Source organism: Roseivivax isoporae LMG 25204, assembly GCF_000521865.1.
In the GTDB taxonomy this organism is placed as follows: domain Bacteria; phylum Pseudomonadota; class Alphaproteobacteria; order Rhodobacterales; family Rhodobacteraceae; genus Roseivivax; species Roseivivax isoporae.
In genome coordinates, this window is sequence record NZ_JAME01000010.1 from 97,664 (window position 1) to 122,616 (window position 24,953).

Annotated in this window: 21 protein-coding genes; 8 read left to right on the forward strand and 13 right to left on the reverse strand. The window is 69.8% G+C overall.

Annotation, left to right across the window (positions count from 1 at the left end; all coding sequences use genetic code 11):
- Positions 1 to 2: 2 nt before the first annotated feature.
- From RISW2_RS08530 to RISW2_RS08585, 12 genes are all read right to left on the reverse strand, one after another.
- Positions 3 to 2,645, reverse strand: a complete 2,643-nt coding sequence (locus tag RISW2_RS08530) for a TRAP transporter large permease subunit (protein WP_043769112.1) — start codon at positions 2,643 to 2,645, stop codon at positions 3 to 5.
- A 19-nt stretch (positions 2,646 to 2,664) separates the two neighbouring features.
- Complete coding sequence (locus RISW2_RS08535; RefSeq protein WP_043769114.1) at positions 2,665 to 3,633, reverse strand: TRAP transporter small permease subunit; 969 nt, start codon at positions 3,631 to 3,633, stop codon at positions 2,665 to 2,667.
- Positions 3,634 to 3,739: 106 nt separating this feature from the next.
- Positions 3,740 to 4,825 (reverse strand): TRAP transporter substrate-binding protein, encoded by a 1,086-nt coding sequence (locus RISW2_RS08540; RefSeq protein WP_043769116.1) that lies wholly within the window; start codon positions 4,823 to 4,825, stop codon positions 3,740 to 3,742.
- 259 nt (positions 4,826 to 5,084) lie between these two features.
- Positions 5,085 to 5,681, reverse strand: coding sequence for a glutathione S-transferase family protein (locus RISW2_RS08545; protein ID WP_043769118.1), 597 nt, complete (start codon positions 5,679 to 5,681; stop codon positions 5,085 to 5,087).
- 61 nt (positions 5,682 to 5,742) lie between these two features.
- Positions 5,743 to 7,008 carry an MFS transporter gene (locus tag RISW2_RS08550; protein WP_043769120.1) on the reverse strand — a complete coding sequence of 422 codons (1,266 nt, stop codon included), beginning with the start codon at positions 7,006 to 7,008 and terminating at the stop codon, positions 5,743 to 5,745.
- Positions 7,009 to 7,121: 113 nt separating this feature from the next.
- A complete protein-coding gene (locus tag RISW2_RS08555; RefSeq protein WP_043769122.1) occupies positions 7,122 to 7,838 on the reverse strand; it encodes a ThuA domain-containing protein in 717 nt (238 codons plus the stop codon).
- The gene (locus RISW2_RS08560) at positions 7,835 to 8,707 is read right to left on the reverse strand and encodes an NAD(P)-dependent oxidoreductase (RefSeq protein WP_043769124.1); all 873 of its coding nucleotides are present in this window, start codon (positions 8,705 to 8,707) and stop codon (positions 7,835 to 7,837) included. The genes RISW2_RS08555 and RISW2_RS08560 overlap by 4 nt, the downstream gene beginning before the upstream one ends.
- The gene (locus RISW2_RS08565; RefSeq protein WP_043769126.1) at positions 8,707 to 10,218 is read right to left on the reverse strand and encodes a sugar ABC transporter ATP-binding protein; all 1,512 of its coding nucleotides are present in this window, start codon (positions 10,216 to 10,218) and stop codon (positions 8,707 to 8,709) included. The genes RISW2_RS08560 and RISW2_RS08565 overlap by 1 nt, the downstream gene beginning before the upstream one ends.
- Positions 10,215 to 11,264 (reverse strand): ABC transporter permease, encoded by a 1,050-nt coding sequence (locus RISW2_RS08570; protein ID WP_084615302.1) that lies wholly within the window; start codon positions 11,262 to 11,264, stop codon positions 10,215 to 10,217. Before RISW2_RS08570 ends, RISW2_RS08565 begins: the two co-directional genes overlap by 4 nt.
- Positions 11,265 to 11,275: 11 nt before the next feature.
- Positions 11,276 to 12,250 carry an ABC transporter permease gene (locus tag RISW2_RS08575; protein ID WP_043769128.1) on the reverse strand — a complete coding sequence of 325 codons (975 nt, stop codon included), beginning with the start codon at positions 12,248 to 12,250 and terminating at the stop codon, positions 11,276 to 11,278.
- A gap of 33 nt (positions 12,251 to 12,283) precedes the next feature.
- On the reverse strand, positions 12,284 to 13,081 hold the full coding sequence (locus RISW2_RS08580) for an SDR family NAD(P)-dependent oxidoreductase (protein ID WP_043769130.1): 798 nt from the start codon (positions 13,079 to 13,081) through the stop codon (positions 12,284 to 12,286).
- 114 nt (positions 13,082 to 13,195) lie between these two features.
- Complete coding sequence (locus RISW2_RS08585) at positions 13,196 to 14,149, reverse strand: sugar ABC transporter substrate-binding protein (protein ID WP_043769132.1); 954 nt, start codon at positions 14,147 to 14,149, stop codon at positions 13,196 to 13,198.
- Between the two features lie 262 nt (positions 14,150 to 14,411).
- Between RISW2_RS08585 and RISW2_RS08590 the strand changes: the two genes are divergently transcribed.
- The 8 genes from RISW2_RS08590 to RISW2_RS08625 all read left to right on the forward strand — a co-directional run bounded on the left by RISW2_RS08590 (position 14,412) and on the right by RISW2_RS08625 (position 24,117).
- Entirely contained in the window at positions 14,412 to 16,166 is a 1,755-nt protein-coding gene (locus RISW2_RS08590) for an ABC transporter substrate-binding protein (RefSeq protein ID WP_051491883.1), read from the forward strand.
- Between the two features lie 19 nt (positions 16,167 to 16,185).
- Positions 16,186 to 16,992, forward strand: coding sequence for an SDR family NAD(P)-dependent oxidoreductase (locus RISW2_RS08595; RefSeq protein WP_043769134.1), 807 nt, complete (start codon positions 16,186 to 16,188; stop codon positions 16,990 to 16,992).
- Between the two features lie 68 nt (positions 16,993 to 17,060).
- Complete coding sequence (locus RISW2_RS08600; RefSeq protein WP_043769135.1) at positions 17,061 to 18,359, forward strand: M24 family metallopeptidase; 1,299 nt, start codon at positions 17,061 to 17,063, stop codon at positions 18,357 to 18,359.
- A gap of 106 nt (positions 18,360 to 18,465) precedes the next feature.
- Positions 18,466 to 19,437, forward strand: a complete 972-nt coding sequence (locus RISW2_RS08605) for a thiamine pyrophosphate-dependent dehydrogenase E1 component subunit alpha (protein WP_043769137.1) — start codon at positions 18,466 to 18,468, stop codon at positions 19,435 to 19,437.
- A gap of 11 nt (positions 19,438 to 19,448) precedes the next feature.
- Positions 19,449 to 20,444: an alpha-ketoacid dehydrogenase subunit beta gene (locus RISW2_RS08610; RefSeq protein ID WP_043769139.1), complete on the forward strand. Its 996-nt coding sequence runs from the start codon at positions 19,449 to 19,451 to the stop codon at positions 20,442 to 20,444.
- On the forward strand, positions 20,434 to 21,762 hold the full coding sequence (locus RISW2_RS08615; protein ID WP_043769141.1) for a biotin/lipoyl-containing protein: 1,329 nt from the start codon (positions 20,434 to 20,436) through the stop codon (positions 21,760 to 21,762). The genes RISW2_RS08610 and RISW2_RS08615 overlap by 11 nt, the downstream gene beginning before the upstream one ends.
- A gap of 16 nt (positions 21,763 to 21,778) precedes the next feature.
- Positions 21,779 to 23,230, forward strand: a complete 1,452-nt coding sequence (locus RISW2_RS08620) for an NAD-dependent succinate-semialdehyde dehydrogenase (RefSeq protein WP_043769143.1) — start codon at positions 21,779 to 21,781, stop codon at positions 23,228 to 23,230.
- Between the two features lie 5 nt (positions 23,231 to 23,235).
- Positions 23,236 to 24,117: a 2-oxo acid dehydrogenase subunit E2 gene (locus RISW2_RS08625; RefSeq protein ID WP_051491879.1), complete on the forward strand. Its 882-nt coding sequence runs from the start codon at positions 23,236 to 23,238 to the stop codon at positions 24,115 to 24,117.
- Between the two features lie 2 nt (positions 24,118 to 24,119).
- On the opposite strand, the gene RISW2_RS08630 is transcribed toward RISW2_RS08625, so the two are convergent.
- Complete coding sequence (locus tag RISW2_RS08630) at positions 24,120 to 24,881, reverse strand: SdiA-regulated/phytase-like domain-containing protein (protein WP_043769145.1); 762 nt, start codon at positions 24,879 to 24,881, stop codon at positions 24,120 to 24,122.
- Positions 24,882 to 24,953: the final 72 nt, after the last annotated feature.

Below are 24,953 nucleotides of genomic sequence, written 5' to 3' on the forward strand. Positions count from 1 at the left end.
GCTCAGAAATTGAGCGAGATGTCGCGGTGGACCGCGTTGCAGGACGCCACGTAGAGCGCCTGCGCGCGCGGCAGCCGCGGCTGCTGGCGCAAGCCGATGGTTCCGGCGATGGCATCCTCGTAGGCGCGCAGCTCGGGCAGAAGCTCTGACGCCGCGCGCGCGCGCCACGCGACCTCCCCGGCGAAAAGGGCCTGTGCCTCCTCCACATGGTCCTGCGCGCGCTCCTGATCGGGCGTGCGAGCGTCGATCTCGCGCCGCGCATCCGCCAGAAGGCTGCGGATCTCGCCTGCGCCCGCCACCTCGCCCAGCATCCGCTCGACATCGCCGAACCGGGCATCCGCCGTCGCGCCGTCCATGCCGGGCGCGTCCGCGGCGAGCGCCGCGATCTCGTCCCCGAGCGCCGACAGCGCGTCGGCGGCGGCGATGGTGTCGATCAGTTCCCCGACGGGCTGGTAGGCCTGGTCGACCGTGCGACGGTAGAGGTTGCGCGCGGCCCGGTCGGCCGAGGCGATCTCGGTATAGGCGGCCTCGATCGCCTCCCAGTCGGCCGGCACCCGGTCGAGCAGCGCCTGCCGCTCCGCCTCGAGCGTTGCGACCCGGGCCTGCAGCGTCTCGCTGTCACCGAAGCCGCGGCTGATCGCGGTGCGCAGGTCCTCGAGCTGCGCCTCGATCCGCCGCGCGTCGGATTCCAGCCGGCGCACCTCGGTGTGCAGCGGGCGGTACGTCACCGCGCCTTCGGCCAGGCGATCCTGCACGGCGCCGATCTCGTCCATGAGCACGAAGGACTGCGCGGCCTTGTCGATGCCGTCGAGGAAATCCTCGCGCGGCGCGCGCGGGAGGTAGGAGAGGTCGAGCCCGCGCGCCCGGTCGATGGCCGTGCGGATGTCCGCGCCGTTCTCGGCAAACTCCGCGGCCACGTAGGTCTCGAGGCAGTATTGCAGCGCGGGATTGATCGGCGGCGGCGCCGTCTCGGCGGTGAGCGAGCTGCGCATGGGCAGGTAGTTCACCAGCGGCGGGTAGGCGGCGACGATCAGCAGCGACAGGATCTGCAGGCCGATGAAGGGCAGCACGCCGACATAGATCTCGATGGTCCGCACGGCCTTGGACGCGACACCCCGCAGGTAGAACAGCGCGAACCCGAAGGGCGGCGTCAGGAACGAGGTCTGGATGTTGAGCCCGATCATGACGCCGAGCCAGACCGCGGTCACGTTCGCCTCGGGGTCGGCCAGCAGGATGGGCGCCACGATGGGGACCACGACCACCGCGATCTCGATGAAGTCGAGGAAGAAGCCCAGCACGAAGATCACGATCATCACGATCAGGAACTTGGTCCAGAACCCGCCCGGCAGCCCCTCGAGGAAGTGCTTGACCAGTTCCTCGCCGCCGAAAGCGCGGAAGGCCGCGGTCAGCATCGCCGCGCCGAGAAGGATGATGAAGACGAGCGACGTGGTCTTGGCCGTCTCGATCATCACGCCCCTGAGCGCGTCCTCGGTCACGTAGGCGCGGTAGCCGCTCCACGCGATGGCGAGCACGAGCAGGACGACCCCGGCGACCGCGAGCCGCACGCCGAAGCGGTCCTCGTCGGTCTGGATGTTCTGCACGTTGGTGTCGTAGGCCGAGAGCACGTAGGTCAGGAGCGCGAGGCTCGCGAGCGCGAGGAGCGCGGGCACGAACCGCAGCCGCCCCCCCGGGTGCAGCCTGTAGCCGGCCATCACCAGCGCGCCCACCGCGCCGATCGCGCCGGCCTGGTTCACCGTGGCGATGCCGCCGATGATCGAGCCCAGAACCAACACGATCAGCGCGAGCGGCGGCACCATGGCGACCAGCACGCTGCCGAGGAACCGCAGGTCGTAGGACCCCTCGAACGGCACCGCGGGGGCAAGCCGCGGCCGCAGGATGGCGACCGCGAGGATGAAGAGGATGTAGAGCCCGACAAGCAGGAGCCCCGGTACCATGGCGCCGAGGAACATGTCGCCCGCGCTCGTCGAGACCACCGCGTACTCGGAGGGCATCACCGGCTCGCCGGTCACCGCGCGGTAGAGCGTCTGCCGCTCCTGCCCGGCCTGGTCCACCGCGGAGGCCAGCTGGTCGGCGAGGATGATGAGAACGATCGACGGCGGGATGATCTGCCCGAGCGTGCCCGAGGAGGCGATGATCCCGGTCGAGAGCTTGTTGGAATAGCCGTTGCGCATCATCGCGGGCAGCGAGATCAGGCCCATCGCCACCACGGTCGCGCCGACGATGCCCGTCGTCGCGGCGAGGAGCGCGCCCACCACCACCACCGAGATGCCGAGACCCCCCGGCACCGGGCCGAAGAGCTGCGCCATGGTGACGAGCAGGTCCTCGGCGATCTTCGAGCGCTGGAGCATGATGCCCATGAAGATGAAGAGCGGGATCGCGATCAGCGTGTCGCGCTCGGGCTCCCAGTAGACTCCGCGCAGGTTGGTGACCCCCGCGCTCAGCCATTGCGCGGGACCGCCCGAGTGGAAGTAGGCATCGGTGCTGCCGGCAAAGATGTAGCCCGCGCCCGCCGCCAGCAGGACCGTGAGGATCGCCGCGCCCGGCAGCGAGAACGCCACCGGGTACCCCGACCCGAGCGCCGCACCCATGATGAGGATGAGCAGAAGCAGGAAGAAGAGTTCCATCCGGTACCGTCCCCCCTGCCTACGTCATCTCGGCGTGCGTCTGGCGCGCGCCGGCCTCGCCGCGCGCATCGGCGACGGCCTCGAAGAACTGTGCGACGAACTGCACCATCATCGTCACGGCGAAGACGCCGAGAAACCCGGCCATGAAGTATTTCACGTACATGCCGAACCCCGATTGCGTGACCTCGAAGACGAGGATCGGCCCGACGATCACGCTCGAGGACGAGGCGAAGCCCAGGACGAGGATCGTCCAGCAGAGCAGCATCCCGAGGATCACCGCGCCGACGGCGTTCACGCGGCCCTGCCGGTCGCGGCGCAGGCTCGCGTAGAGCAGGTCGACACGGACATGCCCGTCCTCGAGAAGCGTGTAGGCCGAGGCGAAGAGGAAGAGCGCGCCGTACCAGAACCGCACGAGGTCGGCCATGAAGGCCTGCTCGTAGGAGAACACGAAGCGGCTCAGGACGATCAGAAGCTCGGCCGCGACCACGAGAAGCGAGAGCCACAGGAAGCCGATCCCGCGGGTCACCGCGCCGATCAGGATGCCCAGCACGACGAGCGGGACGTGGAAGCAGACGCCGCGCGTCTCGGCCCGGCCGAGGATGCCCGCGGCGGTCTCGCCCGCCACCTGGGCGAGCTGCCCGTTGACCCGCAGGAAAGACACCGCCGCGTCACCCACCCCCACCAGCAGCACGACCCAGAACGCCGCGCGCACGAGCAAGGCGTTGATCGCGGTCACGAGTTCGGCGTCCGTGCGCAGCGACCGCCCGCCCGTGCGTTGCACGACCACGAGGGCGCCGCCGATGCACGCCGCGTAGAGCAGGACCTGCAGGACCGCGCGCGCGCCGCCGCCCGACAGCGCCGCGCCCGCGCCGGGAAAGCCGAACCAGAACGTCAGGATCGCGTTTGCGAGAAAGGCCGCCATCGCGGCCAGCATCGCCCAGCCGAACATGCGCACGCCCGGCGCCGGCGCGCCGTAGATCTCTGCCATCGGGCAGTCCCCCCCGTCGTTCGGGGCCTGCGGCGGCACGCGGCCGGCGGCCCGTTGTGATGCCGGCCGGCATGTCCTGCGCCGGCCGGAACGCCCTGCGCCGTGGTCAGATGCGCAGGAAGCGGTTGCGCTTGGCCACGTAGGGGGCGTCGGAGAGGTTCGACCAGACGCCGGCGTTGTCGCGGACCTCGATGAAGCTGTCGATGATCTCGGCGGCGAGCGGGCTGTGGTCGCGCGTCTCCTCGATCACCTCGGACGCGGCCTCGCCGAAGGCGTCGTAGACGTCGTCGTTGAACTCGCGCAGCTCGACCCCGTACTCGTCGATGAGCCGGTTGAGGTAGATGCCGTTCTGGTAGTTTGTCTCGGCCGGCTGCATCGCGTTCTCCTCGGCGCAGCAGAGCGTGATGATCCGCTTGTCGTTGTCCGAGAGCTGCGACCACCAGTCGGCGTTCATGCCGAGACTGACCTGGCTCGCCGGCTCGTGCATGCCCGGCCAGTAATAGTACTGCGCCGCCTCGTAGAGCTTGAGGAAGAAGTCGTTCCACGGCCCGACCCATTCGGTCGCGTCGATGGCGCCCGAGACGAGGTTCTCGTAGATCTGCCCGCCGGGCAGCGACACGGGCGATGCGCCGACCTTGGCCATGACGTCGCCGCCCAGCCCCGGGATCCGCATCTTGAGGCCGCGCAGATCCTCGGGCGCGTTGATCTCCTTGTTGAACCAGCCGCCCATCTGCAGGCCGGTATTGCCACAGGGGATGCCCTTGATGCCGAACTCGGCGCCGATCTTGTCGAGAAGCGCCTGGCCGTTGCCGAACTTCATCCAGGCGTCGATCTCGGGATAGGTCAGACCGAACGGCACGGCGGTGAAGGGCGCCCAGCCGGGATGCTTGCCCTTCCAGTAATAGTCGGTGCCGATATAGGCCTGCGCGTTCCCAGACGCGACCTCGTCGAAGCTGTCGAACGCGCCGACGCGCTCTCCTGCGGCGAAGTACTGGACGGCGATGCGGCCCTCGGTCGCCTCCTCGATCCGGGCCGCCACGCGCTGCGCGCTGGTGCCGAGGCCGGGGAAGTCGCGCCCCCAGGTCGACACGATCGCCATGTCGATCCTCTCCTGCGCGACAGCCGGCGCGGCGAGCGTCGCGGACGCGGCCGCACCGCCTGTCGCGACCTTGAGAAACGTGCGTCTTTCCATCTGTTTCCTCCTCCTGTCGGACCCAAGGCCGAAATCGAAGCTTTATGTCGCCGCGACACGTTCGGGCGTTCCGATTGTTACCGCGGCGTCCGCGGCCGAAGGCACAGGGCCGCCCGGGCAGCAAAGTCAGTTCGGGGGAATGTCTACAGTCCCGCGTCCCCGATTCCGCACCGTCACCCGGCCGATGCCCGCCTGCGCGGCACAATCGGGGGAAACGCCCAAGAGGCGTGCAGGTCTCGGACGGACGGGTGCCGCTGCGTCAGAGGACAGGCAGCGTCGCCTCGACCGACGCGCGCCCGCTCTGGCGCGCGCGCCAAGCGGCAAGCCTGGGCAGCCCCGCGCACCAGTCGCGGCCGGGAAAGCGGAAGAGGACGTAGTCAAGCGCGGTGACCGTGGCGAGCGCCGCGATGTCGGGTCCGTCGACGAGGTCCCGCGGCGGCGCGGCGTCGAGCCGCGCGAGCCCGTCCGCCATGGCGCGCACCCGCTTGGCCCCGATCGGGTCGGCGTCGAAGCCCGGCACGGATTTACGTCCGACGACGAGGGCGACCGCCGCCTCCATCGTGCCGAGCGCCAGGGCGGCGGTGGCGAGCGTCCGGGCGGCCTCCCGCGCCGGGAAGAGGTCCGGCCCAGCGAGGGCGTCGAGATGGCGCAGGATCAGCTGCGTCTCGGCGATGGCATGCCCGTCGGCGGTGACGAGCACCGGCACCCGCCCCGTCGGGTTCGCGGCGAGGAGCGCGGGCGGGTCGGCCCAGGGGTCAACGATCTCGGTCCTGACCCGGGGCGAGAGCCCCTTCTCCATCACGGCGAGCCGCACGAGGCGGGCAAAGGGCGAGGTCGTGTTGACGAAGAGCTGCATGGCGCCGGTCCTTTCCGCCCCACCATGCACGGGCCAGCCGGCATGTGCCAGCCGCGCCCGCCTAGGGGCTGCGGACCTCCTGGGCGTCCGCGTCGCCCTGGTCCGACGCCCAGGTGGTGGCGGCCTCGACCGCGACCGAGGTCGCGCTGGGCGGCACGGTGACGAAGCTCTCGGTCGCGCCGACCGGCACCGGCGCGCGCCGCGTCATGCGGTAGAGCGCGTAGAGCGCGATGGCGAGGAATGTCGCGCAGAGGACGAGCCAGAACGCGCCGGGGCCCGCACGCTCCATCGCCCAGCCCGTCGCCATGGGCCCGAGGATCGCGCCGAGCCCGAAGGTGAAGACGAGCCCGCCCGACGCCGCCGGCATGTCTTCGGCCGAGAGGTAGTCGTTCGTATAGGCGAGAAAGAGCGCGTAGAGCGGCGTCGTCACCCCGCCCGCGAGGAAGGCCGCGGCGAGGAGCCCGCCATATCCGTCCCCGGCGAGCCAGCCCAGCGCGCAGGACCCGGCCCCGAGCGCCGAGGCCGCGAAGATCAGCCAGCGGCGGTCCATGCGGTCGGACAGCCAGCCGACCGGGAATTGCAGCAGCAGCGCGCCGGCGAAGAGCATCGCCACGAAGAGCGCGATGTCGTTCGAACCCATGCCGATCTGCGTGCCGAAGACCGCGCCCATGCCCGATTGCGTCGCGTAGACGCCCCCGAGGAGGAAGATGCCCACCGTGCCGAGGGGCGAGTTGCCGAAGAGCCGCCCGAGCGGCATGGGCCGCGTCACCTCGGCCGACGGGGTGGGCACGACGCTCAGGAGGATCGGCGCGAAGGACACAGACACGAGGATGGACGCGGTGATGAACAGAACGGAGGTGCCCGCGTCGCCGAGCGTCAGGATCCCCTGCGCGCCGATGATGCCGAGCGTCTGCGCGATCATGTAGGCCGCGAGCACCTTGCCGCGCGTCTCGTTCGTGGCCGACCCGTTCAGCCAGCTCTCGGCGGTGACGTAGATGCCCGACATGCAGAAGCCCACGAGCAGGCGGAACGCGGTCCAGGCCCAGGGTTCGACGAGCAGCGGAAAGGCGATGAGCCCCGCCGACATGAAGCTGCCGAGCGCCGCGAAGACGCGCACGTGCCCGACCCGGCGGATCATCGCGGGGGCGAGCCGCGCCCCCGACAGGAAGCCCATGAAGTAGCCCGAGGTCACGACTGCGAGCTCGACCGCCGAGAACCCCTCGATCCCGCCGCGCAGGCCGATGAGGGTGAAATGCATGCCGTTGCCCAGCATGATGAGAACGACGCCCACCAGCAGGGCCCAAACGCTCGAGAGGACGGGGATCACGGGGGGCGGACCTTTCAGCGACGCGGGGCCGCGGGGCCCCCTGCCCGGCAGCTAACCGCCGGGCAGGGGGCCCCGCCGTCGCACCTGCGTCCCATCATGGGCCGGATGCGACCTCAGGCGGCCGCGCGGCGCCCCTCCGCCGCCCAGAGCGCGCCGCGGCGGATCATCTCGGTCACCTGCGGCACCTTCAGGTCGTCGAGCTCGTGCCCGATCGAGCAGTAGAACACCCGGCCCCGGTCCCAGCGGCGCGTCCATGTCACCGGGATCACCGTGCCCTCGATCCACCACAGGTGGTCGCCCGAGAAGGTCGTGGTGGCCAGCACCTCGTTCGAGGGATCGACCAGCATGTAGTACTGCTCGGACCGCAGGCGGAAGCTGCCGATGCCCTCGACCAGCGGGTGCGCCGGCCGGCAGATCGTCACGTCGTAGTCGATGTAGTCCTCGGCCGGCTGCAGGTTGTCGGGCCAGCCCGGGGGATGGGCCACGAACTGGCCGCCGATCAGGAAATGGTAGGTCGGGCGGTCGCGGAACGCGTCGCCCATGTGCCCGTGCCAGCCGGCCAGCCCGCAGCCGTTCGCGACGAGCTGCAGGAGCCCGTCCTCCTGCGGCTTCGTCATGTTGCCGAACTCCTCGCGGTGGCCCGAGCGGGCCGAGGACCAGATGGGCGTGATCAGATCCACGTCCGCCATCTCCTCGGGCCGCTCGAGCGGCTCGAGCGTGTCGTGCACCACCACGTCGAAGCCGTTCCGGCGCAACAGGTCCTCGTACCAGTCGGCGAACCGGATCGGCGCGTGGCCTTCCCAGCCGCCCACGAACAATGCCGCCTTCATCTGCGTGCCTCTCTCATGAAATTCAGGATGGATGCCATGTCGCGGTCGCCGAAGCCCCGGGCCTCGGCCGCCCGCAGCCGGTCGAGCGTCACATGTCCCTGCGGCATCTCGGTGCCGAGGCTCTCGGCGAGCGCCGTGGTGACCTCCATGTCCTTGCGCGCGAGCGCCACGGTGAAGGTCACGTCGTGCGCCGCCTCGTCGAGGTAGAGCGGCCTGCGGTAGGACAGCATCGGCGCCGCAGCCGCGCTGTTCTCGATCACGTCGAAGGCCGCCTCGGGGGCGATGCCCGCCGCCTCGGCCAGCGTCAGCGCCTCGGCCAGCGTCTGGTTCAGCCCGTGGATCAGCGCGTTCACCGCGAGCTTCATCACCGCGCCGGCGCCCGGCCGCCCGAGGCACATGGTCGCGCGCCCCATCGCGTCGAGAAGCGGCCGGATCGGGCCCGCCTCCTCGGCAGTGCAGCCCGCCATGATCAGGAGGCCCGCGTTGCGCGCGGCCTCCGTCGCGCCCGAGACCGGCGCGTCGACGACCTTCATGCCGACCGCGGCGCCGGCCTCGACCAGGTCCGCCACGTGGGCGGGGCTCATGGTCCCCATCTCGACGAGCACGCGGGCGCCCTGCCCGGCGAACAGCCCGTCGGGCCCCGAATGCACCGCGTCCGAGGACGGGTCGTCCGCCAGCATGGTCACCACGGCCTCGGTCGCATCGGCGAGCTGGCGCGGCGTCCCCGCGACGGCGCAGCCGGTCTCGGCCGCGAAGGCGCGCGACTTGTCGGGCGAGCGGTTCCAGACGGTGACCTCGTGGCCCGCGCGCACGAGGTTCAGCGCCATGGGCGCACCCATGCGCCCCAGTCCTGCAAACCCGACCCGCATCACGCCACCTTCTCCGGCTCGAGCCCCGAGATCGCCTGGATGAGGCTGTCCTCGGTGACCTCCTCGGCGGCGAAGGTGCGCATGATGCGCCCCGAATACATGGCCGCGATCCGGTCCGAGACGTGCAGCACCTCGGGCATCTCGGAACTGATGACGATGACCGCGTAGCCCTGGGCGGCGAGGTCGCGGATCAGGTTGTGGATCTCGGATTTCGAGCCCACGTCGATGCCGCGCGTCGGTTCGTCCACGATCAGCACCTGCGGCCGCATGGACAGCCACTTGCCGATGACGATCTTCTGCTGGTTGCCGCCCGAGAGGTTGCCCACGATCTGCCGCCAGCCCGGCGTGCGGATGTCGAGCCGGTCGCGGTACTGGTCGAAGATCGCCACCTCCGCCCCGTCCGACACGAAGGGACCGGTGGACAGGTCGTCGACCTGCGGCAGGGTCATGTTGTCGCGGCAGTTCATGCCGAGGACGAGCCCCTGCCCCTTGCGGTCCTCGGGCACGAGCCCGATGCCGTGGCGGATGGCGTCGACCGGCGAGCCGATGCGCACCTCGTCGCCGTTGACGCGGATGCTGCCCGCCGACGGCGTGCGCAGGCCGAAAAGCGTCTCGGCGATCTCGGTCCGGCCGGCGCCGACGAGACCGTAGAACCCCAGTACCTCGCCCTCGCGCACGGAAAAGCTCACGTCGCGGTAGAGGTGGCCGCATGAGAGGCCGCGCACCTCGAGCGCTACCTTTCCCAGCGCGTGCCGGACGGGGCTGCGCGACAGGTCGAGGCTGCGTCCGATCATGAGCTGCGTCACCTCGTCCTCGGTGGTCTCGGCGGTCCGCAGCGTGCCCCGGTACTGGCCGTCGCGCAGCACGCTGATGCGGTCGGTGATGCGGAAGATCTCCTCCATCCGGTGGGAGATGTAGATGATGCCGACACCCTTCGCCTTGAGGTCCTCGATCACGTCGAACAGCACGACCTTCTCGGCGTCGGTCAGCGACGCGGTCGGCTCGTCGAAGATCACGGCACGCGGCGACACCGTCAGCGCGCGGGCGATCTCGACCATCTGCTGGTTGGCGATGGAGAGGTCTCCCACCCGCGTGCGGGCATCGAAGCGCACGTTCAGCGTCTTCAGGATCGCGTCGGTCGTGGCGTAGAGACGCGTCCAGTCCACGCGGCCGAACCGCTTGCGGGGCAGTTCCCCGAGAAAGATGTTCTCGGCCACAGACAGTTCGTCCGCGAGGCTCAGCTCCTGGTGGATGAAGACGACGCCCTTGCCCTTCGCCTCGAGCGGCGAGGTCATGACGACGGGGGCCTCGTCGATCAGGATGCGGCCCTCGTTGGGCTGCAGGATGCCGCCCAGCACCTTCATCAGCGTGGACTTCCCCGCGCCGTTCTCTCCCATCAGGGCGTGGACCTCGCCCGGGCGCAGCTCGAGGTCCACGCCGTCGAGCGCGCGCACGCCGGGAAACGTCTTCACGATGCCCTCGAGGCGCAGGACGGGTGTCGCGTCGGTCATGTCTTCAGCTCCTCGCTGCCCTTGCGGTTGAGTTGCCGGTCGAGGAACAGCACAGCGATCAGGATGAGCCCGATCACGAGGTTCACCGTCTCGGTGTCGGCGCCGATATAGCCGAGCCCCTTGCGCAGGAGCTGGATCGCGACGACCCCGCCCAGCGTCGAGATGATCGAGCCGTAGCCGCCCGCGAGCTTGGTGCCGCCGAGGACAACGGCGGTGATCGCCCAGAGCTCGTAGAGCATGCCGTCGTTGGGATTGACCGACCCGCTCTCGGAATAGAACACCACTGCCGAGAGCGCCGCGAGAAAGCCGATCAGCATGAAGTTCAGCAGGAAATGCGGGCCCACGCGGATGCCGGCATTCACCGCCGCTTCGCGATTGTTGCCGATGGCGTAGGCGTTGCGGCCATGGACGGTGCGCGTCATCACCAGCCAGAGCACCAGCGCCGTGCCGAGGAGGAACCAGGTCGCGGTGTGCAGGCCCAGGAACTGCGCCTCGGCGAAATCCACGAGGGTCCAGTTCAGGTGGCTCGTCGGCTGCTCGCCGTTGTACATGAAGACGAGCCCGCGGTAGCCCAGCATCGACCCCAGGGTGACGATGAAGGCATCGACGCCGGTCTTCCACACCACGAGCCCGTTGACGAAGCCGAGCGCGGTGCCCGTGGCCAGCGCGAAGATCCAGGCGAGCGGGATCGCCCAGTCGCCCAGCGCCTGCATGAACGGCCATGTCATGCTGTCGAGGAGCACGATCGCCGACAGCGCGAAGGTCGCCCCCACCGACAGGTCGATGTTGCCGTTGATCATGACGATCGTCATGCCGAGCGCGATGATCCCGATCGGCGCCGACTGCTTGAGCAGCAGCAGCATGTTGTCGAGATCGAGGAAGGCGGTGTCGGAATTCGACAGGAACCGCCCCGCGACGCTGAAGAAGATCAGCTCGAGGACCACGAACCCCCAGATCGCCCCCTGCACCACCAGCTGCGAGCGCGGCTTGCGGACCGGCGCGTCGTCCGGGGGCGCCGCCGCGGTGAAAGTCGTCGTCTGTGCCATGTTGTCCTCCCTCACGCGATCGGCGACCAGAGGCGGCTGCGCTTGGCCGCGATGTCGAGCCAGACCGCGAGGATGATGATCACCCAGGTCACGACGTACTGGACGTAGAACTCGAGCCCCATGAGCAGGAGGCCGTTCTGGATGAAGCCGAGGATCAGCACGCCGATCACGGTCTTGAAGATCGTGCCCGCCCCGCCGAGGAGCGACGCGCCCCCGAGGATCACCGCCGCGAGCACCTCGAGTTCCATGCCCTGCCCCACGGTGTTCTGCGAGCCGAGCGAGCGGCTGGCCTGCATGAGGCCCGCGATCGCCACGCAGAACGCCGACAGGATGTAGGTCAGGAACACGACCCGCGCCCGAGGCACGCCCGAGAACGTCGCCGCCGTGCCGTTGCCGCCGACGGCGTAGACCTTGCGCCCGAACGGCGTGCGCGACAGCACGACGCTCAGGACCACGGCGAGCAGCGCGAAGATCAGGATGGGCACCGGGATGCCCAGCACGTCGCCCCGGCCGAAGATGCCGAACCAGGTGCCCGCCTTGTCGGCGATGTCCATGTTCTTGCCGCCCGACCACATGAGCGTCAGGCCGTGGATCGCCGACAGCATCCCGAGCGTCACGATCAGGGAGTTGAGCTTCAGGTACCCGACGAGGATGCCGATGAACGCCCCGAGGCAGAGCGTCAGCGCGAACATCGCCGGGATGGCGAGCGCCGGGCCGAGCGTGTCGTGCAGGTCGAGCACCACGATGGTCGAGAAGGACATCATCGAGCCCACGGACAGGTCGAGGTTGCCGCCGATCACCACGAAGGTGACTCCCAGCGCCATGACGCCGAGGATTGCCGACGAGCGGATCACCCCCGCCACGTTGCCGATGTCGATGAAGCGCGGGTTGGCCAGCGCGAAGACCACCATGAACACCGCGAATGCCACGAGGATCCCCTGGCGCGCCAATAGGCGGCCCGCGGCCTCTCTTGTCAGTGCTGCCATGCTCTCCTCCCCAGCTGGCTCGATTTCCGGTCTTCAGACGAGCGTCATGCCCCCGTCGATCATCACGATCTGGCCCGTCATGTAATCGCTGTCGCGCGACGCGAGGAACGTGGTCGTCCCGGTGATGTCGGCGGGCGTGGCGACGCGGCCCTTGAGGATGGTCGCCGCGAACTCCTCCATCGCCTGGCCCGGGCGTGCCGCGGCGCCGATCTCCATCAGGTCGCGGTCCACCTGTTCCCACATCTCGGTCGCCACCACGCCCGGCGCGAAGCCGGTGACCGTGATGCCATGCTTGGCGAGGTCGCGCGCGCCCGACTGGGTCAGCGCCACCACCGCCCACTTGCTCGCGCAATAGGGCGCCACGTTGTCGAAGCCCTGCCGGCTCGCGATCGACGCGGTATTGACGATCTTGCCGCCGGTGCCCTGCGCGATCATCTGGCGCGCGGCCTCCTGCATGCCGATCATGCAGCCGAGCCCGTTCACGCCCATGATGAAGTTCCAGTTGTCCTCGGTCACGTCGAGAAAGTTCATCGGGCGGTTCACGCCCGCATTGTTGAACTTCACGTCGAGCCTGCCGAAGGTCGCCACGACGTGGTCGATCATGGCGCGCACGGCGTCGCGGTCGGTGACGTCGACGCCCGCATGCGTCACGCGTCCGCCGCCCGCCTCGGCGCGCCCGGCATTGGCGCCGGCGACCGCCGCGACCTTGTCGGCGTTGATGTCCGCGAAGCAGACATCGGCGCCCTCGTCGAGGAGGGCCTCGCCGATGGCGCGCCCGATGCCCTGTGCTGCGCCCGTGACGATGCACGCGCGTCCCGAGACCCGGCCCATCCCGTCTCTCCTGCCTGTAGTGCGATTGGTCGTTGCGGCCCACCCGGTCGGTGCGGGGCACGCGCGGCGCACACGCTGCGTCGCCCCGCGTGCCCCGCACCTACCGGGAGGAGCTCAGAACACGGGCTTGGTGAACTCGCCCATGTTGTCCTGCGTGATCTTCGGCGTGTCGAAGTAGTTGAGGAACGGAACGTCCTCGCCGTTCAGCACGTCGATCGCGGTCTGCAGCGCCGCCTCGGCGTCGTCGACCGGCGACTGGTAGATCGAGCCCCAGTAGTCGCCCGCCTCCATGGCCTCGTATCCCACGGCGAAGTTGGTGGCGCCGACGAAGGTGATGTCGCCCGCGCGGCCCGCGGCCTTGGCGGCGTTCAGCGCGCCCACGCCCATGTTGTCGTCGCCGGCATAGACGCCGTCGATGCTGTCATACTTGACGAGGAACGCCTCCATCACCTGCTGCGACTTCTCGCGGTTCCAGTCGCCCGGCTGCGTCTCGAGCAGCGTGACCTCCGGGCAGACCTCGGGCAGACGGTCCTCGAAGCCCTTCGCGCGTTCGATGGCGGTGGTGTAGCCGGGCTGGCCGCTGATCTGGACGATCTCGGCCTCGGTCTCGATGCCGAGCGCCTTGAAGCGATCGCACATGATCTCGGCCGCGCGCGCGCCCTGCGTGATGTTGTCGGGGCCGGAGAAGGACGCGACGAAGTCGAAGCCCTGCTCGGCGATGTTCGAGTTGGTCACGATGACCGGGATGCCCGCCTGGCTGGCCTTGCGGACGGCGGGGATCACGGCCTCGCCGTTGGTCGGCCAGATGATGATGGCGTCGACCTGCTGCTGGATCAGGTCCTCCACCTGCGCGATCTGCCGCGCCACGTCGCCACCTGCATCGAGCACCACCGTCTCGACCGCGTCATTGGCGGCGGCCGCGTCGATGAAGGCGCTCTCGTAGGTGGTCTGGTAGCTGTCGACGCCCACGTTGTTCTGCGTGATGCCGATGGTCATCGTGTCCTGCGCCATGGCGGGGCCGGCCAGCGCCGTGCCTGCGACCAGTGCTGCGGTCAGCTTGCGTGTCATTCGTTTTCCTCCCTGAGACGTGTCCCTGCGGGGCGCGCGGCGGCGGTTCCGACGGTCGCGGAATCGTCCGCTGCGTCCCGTCACCATCCATCGCCGCTCGCGGCATCCGGGGCCGCCGCAAAAGTATCCGTTATGGATATAATGTCATCCATAACGGACAATCCCGCTGTGTTCCCGCACCGCCATTCCGGACAAAGAAGGAGCTGCGACCTTGGCCAAGCGCCCTGACCGCCCCCAGATGCCGAACCCCGACAGCGAGAAGATGCCACAGATCGCCGAAACCATCCGTTCCGGACATTCCATACCGGCCGCACCCGATGCGCAGGCCGGCGCGGAACTGGAACGCGTCGTCGGTTTCCTGAGCGATCTGTGCCTCGAACTCGATACCTCGCTGGACCCCACCACGCCGAACCCCCACCTGAACATGATCCTGCACCTGCTGCGCGGTCATTTCGAGGGCCGCCTTGTGTCGGCCTCGTCCATGGTGGACGCGGCGCAGGTTCCCTACGCCACCGGCATGCGCAAGCTCGGCCACCTGCAGGAGGCGGGCCTCGTCGAGCAGCGCCCGCGCACGCGCACCGGCAAGAGCTTCTCGCTGCATCCGAGCGAGCGGCTGCTGTCGGGGTTCAACCAGCTTGCCGTGCGCATCGACCGCCTCGGCCGGGCGACCTTCGGCGCGGGCGCGCGCAAGGCCGCGCCGGACGACTACTATTTCGGCGATTCCTACGTGCCCGGCCAGACGATGATCCCGCCGCTCGCGGCGCTGCCGCGCCCGCTGAAACTGGCCGGCGGCCTGCGCATCCTCGTGCACGGCGACCCGACCTTCATGGTCATGGGCAACCTCAAGCGCCAGTTCGAGCAGCTCGTCGGCACCAACATCCAGCAGCGCGCGTTCTCGATCGACCGGCTGCGCGAGGAGGCACTGCGCAACGCCCAGCGCACCCGCAGCCAGTACGACCTGATCGCGGTCGACCTTCCCTGGCTCGGCGAGTTCGTCGACCGCGGCGTGATCCGTCCGCTGCCCTCGGTCATGGACGTCTCGCGGCTCGACCCGGGCGACTTCCACACCGCGGGCTGGCGCGCGGCGCACTGGGATGGCGTGCCCTACGGCGTCCCGAGCCAGACCACGCCCGAGCTCATGTTCTACCGCAAGGACTGGTTCGCCCGCGACGGGCTCGAGCCGCCCACCACCACGGCGCGCGTGCTGGAGGCGGCGGCGCGCTACCACGACCCGCGCGCGGGCCGGTACGGGGTCGCGTGGAACGCCGCCCGCGGCACCGCGCTCGGGCACACCTTCATGATGACGAGCGCGGCCTTCGGCCAGCCGATGCTCGACCTCGACGAGATCGCGGGCGGCTACGATGCCGACCGGCTGGCGCACCGCCGCTTCCGCCCGATGCTCGACACGCCCCGCGCGCTCGACGCCGCGCGCTACCTCGTGGAGCTCATGCGCTATTCGCCGCCCGACATCCTGTCGATGTCCTGGTACGAGCGCATCCGCCCCTATGCCGCGGGCAAGGTCGCGATGGCCTACGGCTACACCCTGCTCGCCCCCTATTTCGAGCTCGACGAGACCTGCCCCGCGCACGGCAATTCGGGCTACCTGCCGCATCCGCACGGGCCCGAGGGCGCGCCCATCGCGCCGGTCGGGGGCTACGTGCTGTGCGTGCCCTCGAACCTCTCGCCCGAGCGCATCGACGACGCCGTCGACGCGCTCTGCGTCTTCACCTCGCCCGCGGCGCAGAAGCTTTATGCCCAGAACGGCAGCCGCACCTCGCCGCGCTACTCGGTCGGCGCCGATCCCGAGGTGCGCCGGCTGTCGCCGATCTTCGAGCTCGTGGACCAGATGTCGTGGCGCGACGAGCTGCAGTTCTGGCCGCGCCCGCCGATCCCGCAGGTGTCCGAGATCATCCGCATCTGCGGCACCGAACTGCACGACATGCTGCGCGGCCTCGCCGCGCCGGAGGAGGCACTCGCCCGCGCGCAGGCACGGGCCGAGGAAGCATTACGGAAATGAGTCACTCAGGGAGGACACCATGGACCCCAACCGCCTGAAGGGTAAGAACATCCTGATCACAGGGGCCGGCCGCGGCATGGGCGCCGCAAATGCCGAGCACTTCGCGGCGCAGGGCGCCAATGTCTGCCTGGGCGATCTCGATCTCGACGCGGCCCAGGGCGTCGCGGACGGCATCAACGGCCACGGCAACGGCCGCGCCATCGCCGTGCGCATGGACGTGACCTCGCGCGAGGACAATGCCGCCGCCGTCGCCGCCACGGTCGAGGCCTTCGGCATGATCAATGTCGGCCTCTTCAATGCCGGCCTCAACAAGCCCCGGTTCTTCATGGACATCGATGAGGACAACTGGGACATGATCATGAACGTGAACACCAAGGCGATGTGGCTCGGCATGCAGGAGACCGCGCGCCAGATGATCGCCCAGGGCAAGCAGGACTATCCCTACAAGCTCATCAACGTGGGAAGCATCGCCAGCCGCAAGCCGCTGGTCGACGTCACGGTCTACTGCACCTCGAAATACGGCTGCCTCGCGCTCACGCATTGCGGCGCGGTAGCGCTGAGCGAGCACAACATCACCGTGAACGGCTACGCCCCTGGCGTGGTGGTCACCCCGCTCTGGGAACAGCTCGACAAGGACCTCGTCGACATCGGGTTCAAGCAGCGCGAGGGCCAAGCCTACGACGACATCGTGCGCGACGCGCTGCAGATCAAGCGCGTCTCCTATCCCGACGACGTCACCGGCACGGCCGCCTTCCTCGCCAGTTCCGACAGCGACTACATGACCGGCCAGATGATCCACATCGATGGCGGCTGGTGCATCCAGTAACCCGCTGAATTTCCTACAATCCAGACCATTTCCCGGGTGCAGGCGACGGCACCCGTCAGGAGGATCCCATGTCTCGCGCACTGATGCCCAACCTGCTCACGCCGCAGGATCTCGAACCGAACTGGAAGTGGGAGGGCCGCATTCCCGCCTGGGGCCACACCTCGGTCGACTTCGAGCGCCGCATCGACCACGACCGCCTGCGCCGCTACCGGCTGGCGCGCACCCGGCAGTCGCTCCAGGCCTCGCAGGCCGGCTCGCTGCTGCTCTTCGACGTGAACAACATCCGCTATGTCAGCGCCACGAAGATCGGCGAGTGGGAACGGGACAAGATGTGCCGCTTCTGCCTGCTGACCGGTGACGACAGCCCCTATGTCTGGGATTTCGGGTCGGCCGCGGTGCATCACCAGAAGTATTCCGACTGGCTCGAGCCCGATCACTGCCTCGCCGGCGTCGTCGGCATGCGCGGCACGATCCCGCCGGAATTCGGGCTGATGCGCAAATACGCCAAGATGATCGCCCAGCTGATCAAGGATGCGGGCATGGCCGACATGCCGGTGGGCGTCGACTACGCCGAGACCGCCATGTTCCACGCGCTGCAGGAAGAGGGCCTGCACGTGGTGGACGGCCAGCAGATCATGCTGGCGGCGCGCGAGATCAAGAACTGGGACGAGATCCAGCTGCTCACGCAGGCGGCGAGCATGGTCGACGGCGTCTACCACATGATCTACGAGGAGCTGAAGCCGGGCGTGCGCGAGAACGACATCGTCGCGCTGTCCAACAAGATGCTCTACGAGATGGGCTCGGACGACGTCGAGGCGATCAACGCGATCTCGGGCGAGCGCTGCAACCCGCATCCGCACAACTTCACCGACCGCTACTTCCGCCCCGGCGACCAGGCGTTCTTCGACATCCTGCAGAGCTACCAGGGCTACCGGACGTGCTATTACCGCACGTTCAACATCGGCCGCGCGACACCGGCGCAGACCGATGCCTACGTGAAGGCGCGCGAGTGGATCGACGCGGCCATCGCCATGATCAAGCCGGGCGTCAGCACCGACAAGGTCGCCGCGGTCTGGCCTAAAGCCGAGGAGTTCGGCTTCCCGAGCGAGGACGCTGCCTTCGGCCTGCAGTTCGGCCACGGGCTCGGCCTTGCGCTGCACGAGCGGCCGATCATCAGCCGCGCGGTGTCGCTCGACCACCCGATGGAGATCCAGACCGGCATGGTCTTCGCGCTCGAGACCTACTGCCCGGCCGCCGACGGCTATTCCGCCGCGCGGATCGAGGAGGAGGTCGTGGTGACCGACACGGGCGTCGAGGTGATCAGCCTGTTCCCCGCCGAGGAACTGCCCATCGCCAACCGCTACTGACCGTCCACGGCGGCGGGGGGCTTTCCGCCCCCCGCACCCCCCGAGGATATTTTCACCAAGAAGAAGACAGGGCGCGCGCGGCGCGCGCCACGGGAGGATCCCCGTCATGGGCAAGACGAACACCGAGGACTACCTGCGGATGTACCGCCAGATGGTGCGCATCCGGACCTTCGAGGACAACGCCAACCAGCTCTACCTCTCGGCCAAGATGCCGGGGCTGACGCACATGTATTCCGGCGAGGAGGCGGTCGCCGTGGGCCTCTGCGAGGCGCTCACCGACACCGACCGCATCACCTCGACCCATCGCGGCCACGGCCATTGCGTGGCGAAGGGCGCGGCGTTCCGCGAGATGTTCTGCGAGCTTCTCGGCAAGGCCGAGGGGTATTGCCGCGGCAAGGGCGGCTCGATGCACATCGCCGACCAGAGCCATGGCAATCTCGGCGCGAACGCCATCGTCGGCGGCTCCATGGGCATCGCCACGGGATCGGCGCTGCGGGCCAAGCTTCTCGGGCAGGACGACGTGACCGTGTGCTTCTTCGGCGACGGGGCGACCGCGCAGGGGCTGCTCTACGAGGTCATGAACATGGCGGCGCTGTGGAAGCTGCCGGTGATCTATGCCTGCGAGAACAACGGCTATTCCGAGTATACCCGCACCGACGAGATCGCCGCGGGCTCGATCACCGCGCGCGCCGAGGCCTTCGGGATCGAGGCGCACCAGGTCGACGGCCAGGACGTCCTGGCGGTGAACGCGCTCGCGCGGGACCTCGTGGCGCGGGCACGCAAGGGCGAGGGCCCGTTCTTCGTCGAGCTCATGACCTACCGCTACCACGGGCACCACGTGGGCGACATCAACCGCGAATACTACCGCTCGAAGGACGAGGAGAAGGACTGGAAGGAGAACCGCGACCCCATCATCCGCTTCCGCGCCCACCTGGTCAGCGAGGGCATCGCCACCGAGGAGGAGATCGAGGCGATGAACGCCGAGATCGAGGCCGACGCCGCGGAGGCCGTCGCCTATGCCGAGAAGGCCCCCTACCCGCCGGCCGACGAGGTCGACATGCACGTCTACGCGGACTGAGGAGCAGCCCCATGCGTCAGATCACCCTGTCCCAGGCCGTGAACGAGGCCATCGCCGAAGAGATGCGGCGCGATCCCGCGGTCTTCCTCATGGGCGAGGACGTGGCCGAGGCCGGCACGCCCTTCAAGGTCCTGTCGGGGCTCGTGGAGGAGTTCGGCACCGCGCGCGTCATCGACACGCCGATCTCGGAGCCGGGCTTCGTCGGCATGGCGGTCGGCGCCGCCATGACCGGCGCGCGGCCCATCGTCGACCTGATGTTCGGCGACTTCATCTACCTGGTGATGGACCAGCTCTGCAACCAGGCGGCCAAGCAGCACTACATGTCGGGCGGCAAGCTGACCGTGCCCATGGTGCTGCGCACCAACATGGGCGCGACGCGGCGCTCGGCGGCGCAGCACTCGCAGTCGCTGCAGGCGCTCGTGGCGCACATCCCCGGCCTCAAGGTGGCGATGCCGTCCTCGGCCTACGAGGCGAAGGGGCTGATGAAGACGGCGATCCGGGACAACAACCCGGTCGTCATCTTCGAGGACAAGCTCATGTACCAGGACAAGGCCGAGGTGCCGGAGGAGGAATACCTCATCCCCTTCGGCGAGGCGCACGTGAAGCGCGCGGGACGCGACATCACGCTGATCGGGACCTCGTCCATGGTGCAGGTGGCCGAGAAGGCGGCGGCCCTGCTCGCCGCGGACGGCATCGAGGCCGAGGTCATTGACCCGCGCACCCTCGTGCCGCTCGACGAGGCGACGCTGCTCGAGAGCGTGCGCCGGACGAGCCGCGCCATCGTCATCGACGAGGGCCACCAGAGCTACGGCGTGACGGCCGAGATCGCGAGCCGGCTCAACGAGAAGGCGTTCTACCATCTCGACGCGCCGGTCCTGCGCATGGGCGCCATGGACGTGCCGGTGCCGTTCTCGCCCGCGCTCGAGGATCTGACCGTGCCCACGCCCGAAGGCGTGGCCGAGGCGGCGCGGCGGCTCTGCGGCGGGGAGATGATCCATGCCGCATGAGGTGACGATGCCGCAGCTCGGCATGGCGCAGGATGCCGGGCGGCTCGTCGCCTGGCTGAAGCGCCCGGGCGAGGCGGTGCGCAAGGGCGACGCGCTCTTCGAGGTCGAGACCGACAAGGCCACGATGGAGGTCGAGGCCCAGCGCGACGGTTACCTGACCGGGGTGGCGGCGGCGGAGGGCGACGACGTGCCCGTGGGCCGGGTGATCGCGCGGATCACGGACAGCGCCGAGGAGGAGGCGCCGGCGGCGGCGTCCCCGGCGGAGGCGGAAACGGCGGGCGCGGACGCCACGGCCGGCACCCCGGACGACCTGCCCGACGGGCGCGCGGTGACCATGCCGCAGCTCGGCATGGCGCAGGATGCGGGGCTTCTCGTCACGTGGTCGGTGACGCTCGGCGACAGGGTCGGGCCCGACGACACGCTCTTCGAGGTCGAGACGGACAAGAGCACCATGGAGGTGCCCGCGGGCGCGGCGGGCTACCTCGCCGCGACGCTGGCCGAGCCGGGAGAGGAGGTGCCGGTGGGCCAGCCGGTGGCGATCCTCACCGAGGATGCGCCCGGGCGCACGGTCGCGCGGAGCCGCGCGGAGGCGCCTGCCCCGGCCGCTGCCGCTGCCCCGGCCGCGGCCCCGGAGGACGCGCCCGCGCCCGACACCTGCAGGGTGCCCGCGGCGGCGGCGGCCTCCGCGCGCGGCGCGTCGGGGGACCGCATCCTCGCCTCGCCCAAGGCGCGGCGGCTCGCGCTGGAGCGCGGGCTCGACCTGCAGCGGCTGGTCGACGCGGGACATCCGCAGCCCTTCCACGTGCGCGATCTCGAGGCACTGGCAGCCCTGCCCGCGCCCTCCGCGGCCCCGGCCGCCGCACCCGCCGCGGCGATGCTGCGCCTGACCGCAGAGACCCGCGCCGACGGCGTGCCGGCCTTCGCGGGCTGGGCGGCCGCGACCTGCGGTCTCGACGATGCGCGCGCGCTCCTCGCCGGGTTCGCGGGCGCGGGGTTCGGGGCGGACGGCGTCGTGCACGTCGAGGTCCGCGATCTCGCCGGGACGGCGTGCTACGCCGTACCGCCGACGCGGCGGCTCGGAGAGGTCCGCGCGGCCGAGGCGGCCCCCGACCTCGTCCTGCGCGACCTGCGGGCGACGCGGCTCTCGGGGCTCGAGACCGGGCCGGGCGCGGCGCCGGTCCTGACGCTCCTCTCCGGGGGCGCAGGCGTCGTCCTCACGCTCGAGGCGGCGGCGGGGCAGATCGACCCGCAGGACGCGATCCGCCTGCTTTCCGATTTCGCGGGCCGCATCGAAGACCCGATGCGGCACCTGCTCTGACACGAGGACCCCTCCGATGACCAAGCACGGACACAAGATCGACCCGCTTCACACCGACCTCTGGATCGACGGCGCGTGGCGCGCCGCCGAGACCCGCTTCGACGTGGTGAACCCCGCGACCGAGGAAGTGCTGGCCTCCGTGGCGTCGGCGGACATCGCCGACGCCGACGCGGCCCTCGATGCGGCCGAGCGCGCGATGGCCGAGTGGGCCGCGCGCACGCCGCGGGCGCGGTCCGAGGTGCTGCGCCGGGCGTGGGAGCTGATGACCGGCCGGCTCGAGCAGTTCGCGCATCTCATCACGCTCGAGAACGGCAAGGCCCGCGCCGACGCCGTGGGCGAGGCGACCTACGCCGCCGAGTTCTTCCGCTGGTTCGCGGAGGAGGCGGTGCGCGCCGACGGCATGGTGACGCGCGCACCGGCATCGGGCGCCCGAATCCTCGTGCAGCACAGGCCTGCGGGGCTCGCGGTGCTGGTGACGCCTTGGAACTACCCCGCCGCCATGGGCACGCGGAAGATCGCGCCGGCGCTCGCGGCGGGCTGCGGGGTGGTGATCAAGCCCGCCTCAGAGACGCCGCTGACCATGCTGGCGCTGATGCCGCTCCTCGAGGAGGCGGGCGTGCCGAAGGGGCTCGTGAACGTTCTGCCCTCGCGGCGGACGGGGCCGCTCGTCGATCACATGCTGCACGATCCGCGGGTGCGGGTGGTCAGCTTCACCGGGTCCACGGGCGTCGGGCGGACGCTGCTCAGGTCCGCGGCGGACCAGGTGCTGAAGCCGGCGATGGAGCTGGGCGGGAACGCGCCGCTCATCGTCTTCGACGACGCCGATCTCGACGTCGCGGTCGAGGGCACGATGCTTGCCAAGATGCGCAATCTCGGCGAGGCCTGCACCGCGGCGAACCGCATCTACGTGCACGAGCGCGTGGCCGCGGATTATACCCGCCGGCTCACGGAGCGGATGGCGGCGCTCAAGGTCGGGGACGGCACCGATCCCACCGTGGACGTGGGCCCGCTGGTCAACGCGCAGACCCGCGACAAGGTGGCGGAGTTCGTGGCCGACGCGGTGGCGCGCGGCGCCCGCGTCGAGTGCGGCGGCACCGTGCCCGAGGGCAAGGGCTACTTCTACCCGCCCACCGTCCTGTCGAACGTGCCGGGCGATGCGGACTGCGTGCACGACGAGATCTTCGGCCCCGTGGCGGCGCTGCAGACCTTCACCGACACCGAGGACGTGATCGCCCGGGCGAACGACACCGAATACGGCCTCGTCGCCTACGTCTTCTCGGAGGATTTCAGGCGCGCGCTGCAGGTCTGCGAACGGCTCGACTACGGCATGGTGGGGCTCAACCGCGGGCTTGTCTCGGACCCGGCGGCGCCCTTCGGCGGCACCAAACAATCGGGCCTCGGGCGCGAGGGCGGCCACGAGGGCATGCTCGAGTTCATGGAAACCCAATACATCTCGGCAAGCTGGTGAGCGCCATGAGCAACGTGAAGATCAGCCCCTCCACCCGCAAGCTGGCGCAGGAGAAGGGCATCGACATCGAGGCGCTGGCGCGCGACCTCGGCCGCAGCACGATCGGCCCCGAGGACCTGTCCCGCGGCGGCAGAACCCCCGCGACACCGGCCGGCGACACCTCGTACTGGGACGTCGACCACGCCCAGTACGGCCCCGTGACCGAGGAGCCCATGAGCCGCTTCGCGCAGGTGGCGGCCCGCAACCTCGCCGCGGCTCAGGCGCTGATCCCGGCGGTCACGCATCACGACCGCGCCGACGTCTCGTCGATCGAGGCGCTGCGCAAGGCCTGGAAACCCGACGCGCAGGCCCGCGGCGTGAAGCTGACGGCGCTCGCCTTCCACGTCGTGGCGCTGGCGCGCTGCCTGCGGGAATTCCCGCGGTTCAATGCCTCGCTGTCGGCCGACGGCGGGACACTGGTCCTGAAGGACTACGTGCACGTGGGCATCGCCGTCGACACCCCGCACGGCCTGATGGTGCCGGTCATCCGCGACGCCGACCGCAAGGGGCTCTGGGCCATCGGGGCCGAGATCGCCGACCTTGCGTCGCGCGCGCAGGCGCGCAAGGTCGGCCCGACCGAGATGGGCGGCGCGTCGATGACGATCACCAATCTCGGGGGCATCGGCGGGACGGCCTTCACGCCCATCGTGAACCCGCCAGAGGTCGCGATCCTCGGGATCACCCGGACCGAGACGGTCACCGTCTGGGACGGCGACAGCCCGCGCCCGGTACCGATGGTGCCGCTCGACCTGAGCTACGACCACAGGGTCATCAACGGCGCGGATGCGGCACGCTTCCTCGCGCGCTACGCCGCGGTCGTGGGCGACCCGCGGCACATGCTCGTCTGAGTTCAGGACATCATGCAGTCGGCGGCGGGCGGCAGCGGCGGCGCGTCCGCCGGCAGCGTCGGCACGTAGTCGAAGCTCGCGATCCGGTCGCCGCTGTCGAAGGCGACGAAGAGCTGCCCCGACCCGGGGCGGATCGCGATCCCCTCGGGGTCGAGGCCGTAGGGCACGAGCGATTCCGTCGCGAGAAGCCGCCCCTCGGCATCGAACTCGTAGAGCGCGTTGGTTCCCTCCCAGTCGTCGACGATGAGGAGGTGCCCGGTGCGCGGGTCGCGCGCGATGCCCTGCGCCTCGGACAGGGGCGGCTCGAGCGTCATCGTGTCGACGCGGCGCAGGAGCGTGCCGTCCGGCGCGAGCCAGGTCAGGTATTCGGGGTCGTCCTCGACGGTGATCAGGGTGCCGTCCTCCGTCGTCACGATGCCCTCGGTGTCGAGCCAGCCCTCCGCGCGGAACGGCGCGCCGAGGGCCGCGCCGGACGTGTCGAGGCGCTGGAAGGACCCCGCGCCGTCCGCGACGATCAGACCCTGCCCGTCCACCGCGATCGCCTTGATTCGGAAGAGGTCCGAGGTGACGCGGCGCAGCTCGTCCCCCTGCAGGGTGACGAGGATCGCCTCGGGCCCCTCGTTCGCGATCCAGAGCCCGCAGAAGGTCGGATCGTAGTCGAGGCTCGAGGGTCGGTTCAGCGCGTAGCTGCCCGTTAGCGTGAGCTCGAGCGCGCCGGTGCCCGTCGCCCAAACCATCCCCGCGAGACAGGCCCGTTTCAGCATGAGACGCCCCCTGCTTGCATGCTCGCCCTGATGGGCAAGCTAGGGCGCGCATGCCGGAAATCCCGTGCTTGC

Coding starts and splice junctions, on each gene's coding strand:
- RISW2_RS08630 (WP_043769145.1), bottom strand. CDS start 24,881: ATGCTGAAACGGGCCTGTCTCGCGGGGATGGTTTGGGCGACGGGCACC.
- RISW2_RS08625 (WP_051491879.1), top strand. CDS start 23,236: ATGAGCAACGTGAAGATCAGCCCCTCCACCCGCAAGCTGGCGCAGGAG.
- RISW2_RS08565 (WP_043769126.1), bottom strand. CDS start 10,218: ATGACCGACGCGACACCCGTCCTGCGCCTCGAGGGCATCGTGAAGACG.
- RISW2_RS08575 (WP_043769128.1), bottom strand. CDS start 12,250: ATGGCAGCACTGACAAGAGAGGCCGCGGGCCGCCTATTGGCGCGCCAG.
- RISW2_RS08580 (WP_043769130.1), bottom strand. CDS start 13,081: ATGGGCCGGGTCTCGGGACGCGCGTGCATCGTCACGGGCGCAGCACAG.
- RISW2_RS08585 (WP_043769132.1), bottom strand. CDS start 14,149: ATGACACGCAAGCTGACCGCAGCACTGGTCGCAGGCACGGCGCTGGCC.
- RISW2_RS08545 (WP_043769118.1), bottom strand. CDS start 5,681: ATGCAGCTCTTCGTCAACACGACCTCGCCCTTTGCCCGCCTCGTGCGG.
- RISW2_RS08540 (WP_043769116.1), bottom strand. CDS start 4,825: ATGGAAAGACGCACGTTTCTCAAGGTCGCGACAGGCGGTGCGGCCGCG.
- RISW2_RS08590 (WP_051491883.1), top strand. CDS start 14,412: ATGCCACAGATCGCCGAAACCATCCGTTCCGGACATTCCATACCGGCC.
- RISW2_RS08605 (WP_043769137.1), top strand. CDS start 18,466: ATGGGCAAGACGAACACCGAGGACTACCTGCGGATGTACCGCCAGATG.
- RISW2_RS08535 (WP_043769114.1), bottom strand. CDS start 3,633: ATGGCAGAGATCTACGGCGCGCCGGCGCCGGGCGTGCGCATGTTCGGC.
- RISW2_RS08560 (WP_043769124.1), bottom strand. CDS start 8,707: ATGCGGGTCGGGTTTGCAGGACTGGGGCGCATGGGTGCGCCCATGGCG.
- RISW2_RS08615 (WP_043769141.1), top strand. CDS start 20,434: ATGCCGCATGAGGTGACGATGCCGCAGCTCGGCATGGCGCAGGATGCC.
- RISW2_RS08620 (WP_043769143.1), top strand. CDS start 21,779: ATGACCAAGCACGGACACAAGATCGACCCGCTTCACACCGACCTCTGG.
- RISW2_RS08555 (WP_043769122.1), bottom strand. CDS start 7,838: ATGAAGGCGGCATTGTTCGTGGGCGGCTGGGAAGGCCACGCGCCGATC.
- RISW2_RS08595 (WP_043769134.1), top strand. CDS start 16,186: ATGGACCCCAACCGCCTGAAGGGTAAGAACATCCTGATCACAGGGGCC.
- RISW2_RS08600 (WP_043769135.1), top strand. CDS start 17,061: ATGTCTCGCGCACTGATGCCCAACCTGCTCACGCCGCAGGATCTCGAA.
- RISW2_RS08530 (WP_043769112.1), bottom strand. CDS start 2,645: ATGGAACTCTTCTTCCTGCTTCTGCTCATCCTCATCATGGGTGCGGCG.
- RISW2_RS08570 (WP_084615302.1), bottom strand. CDS start 11,264: ATGGCACAGACGACGACTTTCACCGCGGCGGCGCCCCCGGACGACGCG.
- RISW2_RS08610 (WP_043769139.1), top strand. CDS start 19,449: ATGCGTCAGATCACCCTGTCCCAGGCCGTGAACGAGGCCATCGCCGAA.